13 protein-coding genes are annotated in these 9,446 nt (G+C 64.3%); 10 read left to right on the top strand and 3 right to left on the bottom strand.

Going from position 1 to position 9,446, the window contains the following annotated elements; all coding sequences use genetic code 11:
• Window positions 1-687: 687 nt before the first annotated feature.
• Genes AC0V2Y_RS23435 through AC0V2Y_RS23425 form a run of 3 tightly spaced genes read right to left on the bottom strand, consistent with a single transcriptional unit; the run spans window position 688 to window position 3,769 of the window.
• Complete coding sequence (locus tag AC0V2Y_RS23435; protein ID WP_475417551.1) at window positions 688-903, bottom strand: hypothetical protein; 216 nt, start codon at window positions 901-903, stop codon at window positions 688-690.
• The gene (locus AC0V2Y_RS23430; RefSeq protein ID WP_475417552.1) at window positions 900-1,961 is read right to left on the bottom strand and encodes a phage portal protein; all 1,062 of its coding nucleotides are present in this window, start codon (window positions 1,959-1,961) and stop codon (window positions 900-902) included. Before AC0V2Y_RS23430 ends, AC0V2Y_RS23435 begins: the two co-directional genes overlap by 4 nt.
• Window positions 1,958-3,769, bottom strand: a complete 1,812-nt coding sequence (locus tag AC0V2Y_RS23425) for a terminase ATPase subunit family protein (RefSeq protein ID WP_475417553.1) — start codon at window positions 3,767-3,769, stop codon at window positions 1,958-1,960. Before AC0V2Y_RS23425 ends, AC0V2Y_RS23430 begins: the two co-directional genes overlap by 4 nt.
• Window positions 3,770-3,905: 136 nt before the next feature.
• Here AC0V2Y_RS23425 and AC0V2Y_RS23420 point away from each other — a divergent pair, with 136 nt between their 5' ends.
• The 10 genes from AC0V2Y_RS23420 to AC0V2Y_RS23375 all read left to right on the top strand — a co-directional run.
• Window positions 3,906-4,694, top strand: a complete 789-nt coding sequence (locus tag AC0V2Y_RS23420; protein ID WP_475417554.1) for a GPO family capsid scaffolding protein — start codon at window positions 3,906-3,908, stop codon at window positions 4,692-4,694.
• A 49-nt stretch (window positions 4,695-4,743) separates the two neighbouring features.
• Complete coding sequence (locus tag AC0V2Y_RS23415) at window positions 4,744-5,763, top strand: phage major capsid protein, P2 family (protein WP_475417555.1); 1,020 nt, start codon at window positions 4,744-4,746, stop codon at window positions 5,761-5,763.
• A complete protein-coding gene (gpM, locus tag AC0V2Y_RS23410; protein WP_475417556.1) occupies window positions 5,763-6,479 on the top strand; it encodes a phage terminase small subunit in 717 nt (238 codons plus the stop codon). Before AC0V2Y_RS23415 ends, gpM begins: the two co-directional genes overlap by 1 nt.
• 96 nt (window positions 6,480-6,575) lie before the next feature.
• Complete coding sequence (locus tag AC0V2Y_RS23405) at window positions 6,576-7,079, top strand: head completion/stabilization protein (protein ID WP_475417557.1); 504 nt, start codon at window positions 6,576-6,578, stop codon at window positions 7,077-7,079.
• Window positions 7,079-7,288, top strand: a complete 210-nt coding sequence (locus tag AC0V2Y_RS23400) for a tail protein X (RefSeq protein ID WP_475417558.1) — start codon at window positions 7,079-7,081, stop codon at window positions 7,286-7,288. The genes AC0V2Y_RS23405 and AC0V2Y_RS23400 overlap by 1 nt, the downstream gene beginning before the upstream one ends.
• Before the next feature lie 64 nt (window positions 7,289-7,352).
• A complete protein-coding gene (locus AC0V2Y_RS23395; RefSeq protein ID WP_070224671.1) occupies window positions 7,353-7,724 on the top strand; it encodes a hypothetical protein in 372 nt (123 codons plus the stop codon).
• Window positions 7,724-8,284: a glycoside hydrolase family 108 protein gene (locus AC0V2Y_RS23390; protein ID WP_475417559.1), complete on the top strand. Its 561-nt coding sequence runs from the start codon at window positions 7,724-7,726 to the stop codon at window positions 8,282-8,284. Before AC0V2Y_RS23395 ends, AC0V2Y_RS23390 begins: the two co-directional genes overlap by 1 nt.
• Window positions 8,281-8,793 (top strand): lysis system i-spanin subunit Rz, encoded by a 513-nt coding sequence (locus AC0V2Y_RS23385; protein ID WP_475417560.1) that lies wholly within the window; start codon window positions 8,281-8,283, stop codon window positions 8,791-8,793. The genes AC0V2Y_RS23390 and AC0V2Y_RS23385 overlap by 4 nt, the downstream gene beginning before the upstream one ends.
• On the top strand, window positions 8,777-9,265 hold the full coding sequence (locus AC0V2Y_RS23380) for a phage tail protein (protein ID WP_475417561.1): 489 nt from the start codon (window positions 8,777-8,779) through the stop codon (window positions 9,263-9,265). The genes AC0V2Y_RS23385 and AC0V2Y_RS23380 overlap by 17 nt, the downstream gene beginning before the upstream one ends.
• The coding region (locus tag AC0V2Y_RS23375) for a phage virion morphogenesis protein (protein ID WP_475418381.1) at window positions 9,262-9,446 on the top strand (185 nt) is incomplete at its 3' end. The genes AC0V2Y_RS23380 and AC0V2Y_RS23375, both read left to right, overlap by 4 nt.

The following is a 9,446-nucleotide window of genomic DNA, read 5'->3' as shown; positions in this document are numbered from 1 at the left end:
CATCAGACCACCGCAGCCAAGCGAACGTCACCGCATGGCTGCGGACCAACTGGCAGGCCTATGGTGACGTGCCAGTTAATTAATCAATCCTGATACACCAGGATTATGATTCCTATTGTCGTGGGTTCAAGCCCTATCAGCCCTTCACAGAATAAGTAGGAAAATCAAAGGATTACATGCTTCGGCTTGTAATCCTTTTTTATTTGGAGAAGATGAATCAATACCAATCACCACGGGCACGTCCAATTCCCCAACCTATTGCCGTCCACGCGACCAGATCTGCGCCAGGCACCGATGTACGATAAAGCTCAAGAGGCCGCGATACAGCACCTGCATCGCGATAATTCCACCCCGCCCACGGCATCGCCCCAAAGTAACAAAAAAACCGCTCAAAGTGCGTCAAAATGCGTCAAATCGCATGCCCCCTCTTCTCCCCGCCGCGCCAGTCCTCATGCGCCTTCGGCCATGGTGCAAATTTGAGTCAAAAGCCCCCTATATAGCGGGCAGGTGTGGAGGGGGGACAACTGCGCGCGCCGGGCCGAAATAGGCTTTTTTCTTGCTTCTGGTGCAACATCAATCGCCGGGACGTGAAAAAGCCGCCTCGTGGGCGGCTTGTACGGTGGCTGGGGCGCTCTGGCGCGGCGGGACTGTCGCGGCCCGGCCCTGCCGGTTAGCGCGGCGTGGCGGTCATCCTGAGCGGCCGGCGCGGGCCTTGGCCGCTTGCTCCTTCTCGTAGTCGTCGCGGCAATCGACGTTGCAGAACGGCAGGCCGGGCGCCAGTGCCTCGTCGCAGTAGTGGCAGGCGCCATGCGCCACCAGGGCGGGGCGTCCGCGCACGGCGGCCAGGCCGCGCGCCACCTCCGCGAAGATGATCTTGTCCGTGTTGTCGATATGGTCGCTCATTGCGCGCCCTCCCCACTCAGGCCCAGGTCATACGGGGCGAAGCGCACCACTTCCACGCCGGCCCATTCGTTGATCGCTTCGAACTGCGCCTGGAGCGGCACCAGCTCGTTACGCGCGAAGACGCGCGCGGCAGGCTCGACGGCGCCGAAGCCGCCGGCATTGTTCGGCAGGATGCCCATCAGTTGCGGCGGCACGCGGTGCGCGGCAAGCTGGTCGTCGCGCGTGACGCTCTTGATGTTGAAAAACTCGTCCTTGGCGGCCACGTCCGACACCGGCAGAATCTGGATGCCGTCCTTCTTGCCGTTCGGCGCGTACATGAAGAGGTTGCGAAAGTTACCCGGCCCCTTGCTGTCGCGCATGGCCTGGCGCAGGTTGTCCACGTCCTGGGTGTTGGCGGCGGCGTCCGTCATGTAGAACACGAAACCGGCGTGCGAGCCGTTCTTGTAGTACTTGCGGCGGAACAGGGTGGCCGCCTCGTTGAGCCAGGCCGACTGCAGCGCACTCAGGTACTGCGGCACGCCATACAGCTCCTGGTTGACGTCCGGCTCCATCAGGTGAAACACGCGGCCCTTGTCGAACTGGTGCACGGCCTGGTAGCCGTTCACGAAATAATAGGTATCCAGATCGACGCCGCGCCGCATGTACTTGGCCAGGGCGTGCTGGTACGCCAGCGCCTTGCCGCTGCGGCTGGGCCGGTCTTCCAGGTAGGCATTGCCGAACGTCAGGAAGTCCAGGGCCATGCGCTTGAACGCGTCACGCGACAGGTACTTGCTGGGGATCAGGGTGGACGCCAGCACGTTGGCCTTGAAGTGGATGGCGCTGCTGTGGTGCACGCCGGCATTGAAGGACTTGGCCAGGCCCGCCAGATTGACGGGTGGCTCGTACCAGTGTCCGTTCTTCCAGCACTCGAAGCAGTCGAGAATGTCGGCGTGCTCGAGCACGGGCGTCGGGTCGCCGAAGGAAAACGCCTCGATGCCGGCGGCGGCCGGCGCCGTGGCCGCTGGGGGTGCGCTCTCGGCCTGACGGCCGCACGCGCGCAAGTGTCGTGCTTTTCTCAAGAATAAATCTCCATGAAAGATTGGTGGTTGTCGGTGGTGCCTTCGAATGGCTCGTGATCGAGGGCGTGCATGCAGGCCCACGCCAGATCGGCGTGGCCGGTTTCGTCGCTGCGGCCGGCGATATAGGTGACGTGCCGCCCGCTGGGGGTCAGGGTCTTGTGGATGGCCATGAAGGACTGCGCGATGTCGGTCCAGCCGGCGTCAAACTCCAGCCGCCCCTTGCTGATGATGTTTTTGGCTTTTAGCACCATGCGGGTTTTGACTTCGGGCGAGTAATTCAGCGCCGTGACGGCCGGGAAGAAGCCGCGCACGATAGGCAGCACGCCGATGCCCATGCCCGTGGTATCGATGCCGATGTACTCGACGTTGTAGCGGCCGGTCATCTGACGGATGGCGTCGGCGTGATCCTCGAAGCTCTGCCCGCGCCACTGGTGGCGCTCCAGGATGCGGAACTTGCCGCCGGCCGTCATGGGCGGCGCCAGCACGACGCAGCCGGCGCTGTCGCCGTTCAAGGCCGGGTCGTAGCCGATCCACACGGGACGGTTGCCGAACGGGCGCAGGCCCAGCAACGGTTTGTAGTCGTCCCACTCGACCCAGGAATCGACCATGCAGCGCTGCAGCTCGGCCAACGGGAAGACCGAGGCCGAATCGTCGATAAAGTTGCACATCAGCAGGTTGTCGAACTGGTCCGGGCTGTATTCGAAGTTGCGCAGCTCGTCGATGTCGAACAGGTTGCAGCCGCCGCGCTCGGCGTCCAGGATGGTGACGATCTGGCGCCAGATCTTGTCCTCGCCCGTGAAGCCCGACGACAGGCGGCCGTGGCTCACATCGATGTTCACCTGGTCCGCCTTGGCGCGGCGCTTGTTGAACAGCTCCCCGGTCCAGAACGGATAAGCCTGGTGCGTGGTCGAGGATGGCGTCGAGAAATACGTCTTGCGCCATTTCTTGTGAATGGCCATGCCCGACGCCACCTTGTTCAACTCCTGGAAATTCTGCGTCCAGAAAAATTCGTCAAAGTAAAAATTGCCGTGATAGCCCTGCGCCGTGCGGGCATTGGTGCCCAGGAAATACAGGTGGGCGCCGTTCGGCAGCACGATAGGATCGCCCGTCAGGTCGATGCCGGCCGCCTCGCGGGCAAACTGCACGATGTATTGCTTGAAGACGTGGGCCTGGCTCTTGGAGGCGGACAGGAAGATTTGATTGCGCCCCGTCGCCATGGCGTCGGCCAGCGCCTCGCGGGCAAAATACCAGGTGGCGCCGATCTGGCGGGACTTGAGGATGGCGCGCGTGCGCTGGTCGCCGTTGCGATACCAGACCTTTTGATAGTCGAACAACGAATCCTGGAAGGCGTCGAGCAGCTGGATTTTCTGTTCTTCGCTGAAGTCGTTGCGCGTCGGCTTCTTCTTGGGCCCCGCGTTGCGGTTCGCCAGCTTAGGGTTGAGATCGACCTCGTTGCCGCCCGGCTGCTCATAGCGGCGCACGCGCGCCATCTGCACGATGGTGCGCGCCAGCAAGTCAATTTCCTTGTAATCGCTGCCGCTCTTGACCTCTTTTTCGATCAGTTTCACCAGGCGCAGCTCGGCCGACGCCTCGACGTGCTCGATGGCCTGCGCCTTGTCCCATTCGTCGCGCTCTTTCCAGCTATTAATCGTGCTGCGCTTGATCCCTAAGTGTCGGGCGATGGACGAAATGCGCCAGCCCTTCCAGTACAGGGCGCGCGCGGCGCGGCGCGGCTCGGACTCGGGCACGGCCAGTTCGGCGATTTTCTCGTCGGGGCTTTGTTCGCTTGTTTTCTCGATGATTAGCATGCCGCCAGCGTAGGCCGCGCGCGCGCGGAGCGGGGAAAGGCAAAAGTCGCTATGGCCCATAGCAACCCGCACCGCATTGAATCGCAGCGCCAAGACGTTGACCATGGCGTTATCCGATCAACCGAGAACGCCCACCATGTCCAAATCGAAATTTTTCCGCGTCGCCACCGAAGGCGCCACCACGGACGGCCGCAACATCGACCGCGCCACCATCGAGCAGATCGCCGCCACCTACAACCCGAAAACCTACGGCGCGCGCATCTGGCTGGAGCACATTCGCGGCATCCTGCCCGACAGCCAGTTCAAGGCCTACGGCGACGTGATCGCCGTGAAAGCCGAAGAGGTGGACACCGACAGCGGCAAGAAACTGGCCCTGTTCGCGCAGATCGAACCCACGCCCGAGCTGGTGGCCATCAACAAGGCGAAGCAGAAGCTGTACACCAGCCTGGAAATCCAGCCCGATTTTGCCGACTCGGCGCAGCCCTACCTGGTCGGCCTGGGCGTCACCGACAGCCCGGCCAGCCTGGGCACCGAGGCGCTGCAATTCTCTGCCAGCCGCAAGCAGCAAAGCACCAACCTGTTTACTTCCGCCGTCGAGGTGACGCTGGAATTTGACGAGCCGCAGGGCGCCAAGCTGGTCGACGCGGTGAAAAACCTGCTGTCACGCTTTTCGAACAAATCCGGCGCCGACGCGGCGCAGTTCGCCGACATCAGCGAAGCCGTCGAGGCGCTGGCCGGCCACGTCGTCACCGCCAACGACAACTATGCGGGCGCCATGGCCCGCCTGGAAAAAAACGAAACGGCATTGCAGGCCACGCAGGACGAGCTGGCCGCCTTCAAGGCGCAGATGGACGAAGCGCCCGGCAACGGCCCGCGCCGCCCGGCCGCCACCGGCAACGACGGCGCCGTGCAGACCGAGTTTTAAGCCCCCGCGCCATTCCACGACACCCCATTCAACAACGGAGCACTGATTTATGAAAAAGCAAACGCGCCAGGTCTTTGGCCAGTATGAAACCCGCCTGGGCCAACTGAACGACACGGACAACGTGGCCAAGACCTTCAGCGTCACGCCCAGCGTGCAGCAAAAGCTGGAAACGAAGATGCAGGAATCGAGCGAGTTCCTGACGAAGGTGAACATCATCGGCGTGACCGAGCAGGAAGGCGAAAAGCTGGGCCTGGGCGTGTCCGGCCCGATTGCCGGCCGCACCAACACCAAGGACAAGGAACGCAAGACGCGCGACCTGTCCACCCTGGACGGCACCAAATACCGCTGCGAACAGACCAACTTCGACACGCATCTGAACTATGCCAAGCTGGACGCCTGGGCCAAGTTTCCCGATTTTCAATCGCGCGTGGCCAATGCCATTTTGACGCGCCAGGCGCTGGACCGCATCGTCATCGGTTTCAATGGCGTGAAAGCCATGGCCGACACCGATCTGGACGCCAATCCGCTGCTGCAGGACGTCAATAAAGGCTGGCTGCAGCATCTGCGTGAGCTGGCGCCCGAGCGCGTGCTGGGCCTGGTGGCCAACGGCATGCCGGGCAAGGTCGTCATCGGCGACGTGGACGGCGCCGACTATGCCAACTTGGACGCGGCTGTCACCGATGCCGTCAACCTGCTGGACCCGTGGTATCAGGAAGACACCAACCTGGTGGCCATCGTCGGGCGCAAGCTGTTGAACGACAAGTATTTCCCGCTGGTCAACACCAAGCAGGCGCCCACGGAAACGCTGGCGGCCGACATCATCATCAGCCAGAAGCGTATCGGCGGCTTGCCGGCCGCGCGCGTGCCCTTCTTCCCGGATAACGCGATCCTGATTACGCGCTTCGACAATCTGTCGATCTACTTCCAGGAAGGCGCGCGCCGCCGCCGCGTCGAGGACGTGCCCAAGCGCGACCGCATCGAGAATTACGAGTCGTCCAACGATGCCTACGTGATCGAAGACCTGGGCCTGGCCGCGCTGGTGGAAAACATCGAGCTGAAAGACAAATAATGGCGAACCAATCCCCCGCCCTGCGCCACCGCGCGCGCATGCTGGCCGAGCGCACGGCCGGCGCCGCCGCGCCGCAAGGCGTCACCACCGGCACGGCTTACGAAATGATGCTCTACAAGCTGGCCGACGACAGGCGCCGCCTGAAATCCATCCAGTCGGTGGAACGCAAGATCGAGGTCAAGGCCACCTTGCTGCCCGACTATGCGCAGTGGATCGACGGCGTGCTGGCTGGTGGCAAGGGTGCGCAGGATGACGTCTTCGCCACCCTGCTGGTGTGGCACATCGACACGGGCGAGTACGACCGCGCCCTGGTCATGGCCGAATACGCGCTGGCGCACAAGTTCACCCTGCCCGATACCTACAGCCGCGACATCGCCACCCTGATGCTGGACGAGTTCGCCGAAGGCTACTTGCACGGCAAGCTGGCCAGCGATCCGCAGCACGCCGCCCAGGTGCTGGCTACCGTCGAGCAGTTGACGGCCGGCAGCGACGCGCCCGACCAGGCACGCGCCAAGCTGCACAAGGCCATCGGCCTGGCCATGATCGCCGTGCTCGATCAGGCCGACGACACGGACATCGCCCCGGCGCTGGTGGCGCAAGCGGAAACGGCCATGGGTCATTTAAAGCGCGCCCGCACCCTGTCGGAGTCGTGCGGCGTCAAGAAAGATATGGAACGGCTGGAGCGGCGCATCAAGCGCGCGGCCGGTTCCACGTAAAGAGCATCCCCCGCAGCACGGCGGCACGGGGGGATTCTGGCTAATCAATTTGCCTGATGAACCCCGTCCACCGCCCCATTTTTGAAAGCGCCCCGTATGTCCTTCATGGCCCTGCCCCCGTCCATCCCGCCCGGCACCACGCCCGTGCCGCCAGCACCGGCCGCCGGCATCATCGAGAACGACGGCTGGTTTCCCGACATCCTGCTCACCGATATGCGCGACGCCATGCGCCTGGACGGCACCGTCACCGACGCGCGCCTGGTGCAAGCCGTGGTCGATGCCATCCTGCACGTCAACCGCGAGCTGGCCGACTGGCAGGGCAAGCAGACCGCTGCCGGCATCGCCGCCCTGGTGGACGTGCCGGCCACGCGCATCAACCGCGAGTCCCGCTTGCTGGCGCAGTACCGGCGCGCCGTCTACAGCACGGCGAAAGCCGATCTGATCGAGCGTTACCGCGACTACGACAGCACGGCCACGTCCGTCAGCGACAAGAAAAGCATGGAGTGGCTCGACGAGGCACCCGGCGCGCAGCGGCGCAATGCGCAATGGGCCATCGCCGATATCGTCGGGCGCACGCATCTGACGGTGGAGCTGATCTGATGCAGGTACGCACGCGGCAGCACGACACGGTAGACGCCCTGGTGTGGCGCTACCTGGGCGACGGCGCGGGATACGTCGAGCAAACCCTGGAAATGAATCCCGCGCTGGCGCGCCACGGCGCCGTGCTGCCCGCCGGCCTGGTCGTCACCCTGCCCGAGCCGGCACCCAGCACGGGCCAGGCCGCAGACATCGTGCAGCTATGGGACTGATCCTGGCATTTACCCTTTATCCATCATGAAAAACCTATCTACCCTCTCACCGGAGAATCAAGCAATGTCCGCAGAATCGTTTGGTGGTTTCGCCACCCTGGTCAAACTGTACGGCTTCAAGGCGGCGCTGGGCATGGTCGGCGCGGCCATGCTGTACATCGTGCTGCCGCCCTTGAACGCCGACGGCACCTTCAACAAGGGCGAATTCGTCGCCCGCCTTGCGTGCGCGGGCGTGTTCTCGTGCCTGCTGGGCGGCACCGTGTACCAGCTGCTATGCGCGCAGCTCCCGGCCATCGGCGCCATGGTCAACGCTTCCGCCATCGATCTGATCGTCGGCGCGCCAGGCTGGTGGGTATCGCGCGCCGTAGCCCTGTGGTTCCAGCGCCGAAGCGACAAGGACATCGCCGAGCTGGTCAAAGACGCGAAGGAACACTGATGGCCACCACCGACAACCCACTGATCGCGCGCACCATCGACGCCATCCTGCGCGCCGAAGGCGGCTATGTGAACGACCCGCAAGACAAGGGCGGCGAAACCAATTACGGCATCACCGTGGCCGTGGCCCGCGCCAACGGCTACGCGGGGCCGATGCGCGATCTGCCCGTGACGGTAGCGCGCGCCATCTATACGGCGCGCTACATCACGGAACCCAAGTTCGACCAGGTGCTGGCCATCCATGCCGGCATCGGCGCCGAAGTGATCGACACGGGCGTGAACATGGGGCCGCACCGCGCGGCCGAGTTTCTGCAGCGCTGGCTAAACGGTTTCAACGACACAGGCGCCCGCTATCCCACCCTGTTCGTCGATGGCCGCCTGGGCGCGCAGTCGCTGGGCGCCCTTAGTACCTTCCTGAAATGGCGCGGCCAGGACGGCGCCACCGTGCTGCTGCGCGCCCTGAACGGCGTGCAGGCGGCGCGCTACCTGGAAATCACCGAGGCCAACATGACCCAGCGTCGGTTTCTTTTCGGCTGGATCAAGGAACGGGTGGCCATGTGACCACGACCACCTGGCGCCCGCTGGCCGCCGTTCTCATGTGCGGCGCCGTGCTGGGCTGGACGGCGCAGGGCTGGCGCAAGGGCGCCAGCATCGCCGCGCTGCAGCGGGCAGCGGCCACCCAAGCCAGCACCGCCGCTACCGCGCTGGCCCAGGCCACCGCCCGCGTGCTCACCCTGGAGCGCGCCGCCGGCGCCGCCCTAATGCTGCGCGCCGACCACCTCACCCAGGAGCAAGACCATGCGAAAACCGAGCGTGACCGTTTCAATGCTGACGTGCGCAGCGGCGCTGTCCGCCTGTCAATCCCCGTCGCCAGCGGCCACTGCGCCGCCACTGCAGATCCCGCCGCTGCCGCAAGCGATCGGCACCAAACGCGCGCCGAACTTGACCCGGCGACTGCGGCAGCTCTTGACGCCATTGCCGGCGACGGCGACGACGCCACCCGCCAGCTGAACGCCTGCATCGACGCCTACAACCTAGTACGAGACACCCACCATGTACAAGCCGAATAGCCTGCGCCAGCACCTGGCCGACGCCATCCCCGGCCTGCAGCGCGACCCCGACCGCCTGCTGGTCTTCGCCGACGAAGGAAACGTGGTGGCGTCGGCCACCGCCTCCCTCTCCTTCGAATACCGCTTCAAGCTCAACCTGATCGTCACCGACTACGCGGGCGACGCCGACGCCATCATGGTGGCCCTGATCGCCTGGCTCAAAGTCCACCAGCTCGACCTGATGGCCAACGAGGAAACGCGCAAGCACGGCATCGCCTTCGAGGTGGACTTCAACAACCATGAAACGGTGGATATTTCGATCAAGCTGGACCTGACCGAGCGCGTGGCCGTCAAGACCGGCGAGGCGGGCCGCTTGGACATCAAGCACCTGGCCGAGATCCAGCACATGCCGGCTTATGCGGACGAGTTCTGGAAACTGTATGACGGCGACACCCTGCTGGCCGAATGGCGCACGCCCGAGGCCACGCCATGAGCGACGACCTGCACGCGCTGGAAGCCTGGGCCGGCGCCCTGCTGGCCAAGCTGCAGCCAGCCCAGCGCCGCGCCATCAATCACAAGGTGGCCATCGACCTGCGCCGCAGCCAGGCGCAACGCATCAAGGCCCAGCAAGGGCCGGATGGCGCGGCCTATCCGGCACGCAAGCGGCGCAAGGA

Source organism: Janthinobacterium sp. BHSEK (genome assembly GCF_056174685.1).
Note: the sequence above shows the minus strand (reverse complement) of the source record. Positions and strands in the feature narration are given on the sequence as shown.

Excerpts from the sequence above, each read along its gene's own strand:
- AC0V2Y_RS23435 (WP_475417551.1), bottom strand. The coding sequence starts at position 903 with ATGAGCGACCATATCGACAACACGGACAAGATCATCTTCGCGGAGGTG.
- AC0V2Y_RS23425 (WP_475417553.1), bottom strand. The coding sequence starts at position 3,769 with ATGCTAATCATCGAGAAAACAAGCGAACAAAGCCCCGACGAGAAAATC.
- AC0V2Y_RS23420 (WP_475417554.1), top strand. The coding sequence starts at position 3,906 with ATGTCCAAATCGAAATTTTTCCGCGTCGCCACCGAAGGCGCCACCACG.
- AC0V2Y_RS23415 (WP_475417555.1), top strand. The coding sequence starts at position 4,744 with ATGAAAAAGCAAACGCGCCAGGTCTTTGGCCAGTATGAAACCCGCCTG.
- gpM (WP_475417556.1), top strand. The coding sequence starts at position 5,763 with ATGGCGAACCAATCCCCCGCCCTGCGCCACCGCGCGCGCATGCTGGCC.
- AC0V2Y_RS23405 (WP_475417557.1), top strand. The coding sequence starts at position 6,576 with ATGTCCTTCATGGCCCTGCCCCCGTCCATCCCGCCCGGCACCACGCCC.
- AC0V2Y_RS23400 (WP_475417558.1), top strand. The coding sequence starts at position 7,079 with ATGCAGGTACGCACGCGGCAGCACGACACGGTAGACGCCCTGGTGTGG.
- AC0V2Y_RS23395 (WP_070224671.1), top strand. The coding sequence starts at position 7,353 with ATGTCCGCAGAATCGTTTGGTGGTTTCGCCACCCTGGTCAAACTGTAC.
- AC0V2Y_RS23390 (WP_475417559.1), top strand. The coding sequence starts at position 7,724 with ATGGCCACCACCGACAACCCACTGATCGCGCGCACCATCGACGCCATC.
- AC0V2Y_RS23380 (WP_475417561.1), top strand. The coding sequence starts at position 8,777 with ATGTACAAGCCGAATAGCCTGCGCCAGCACCTGGCCGACGCCATCCCC.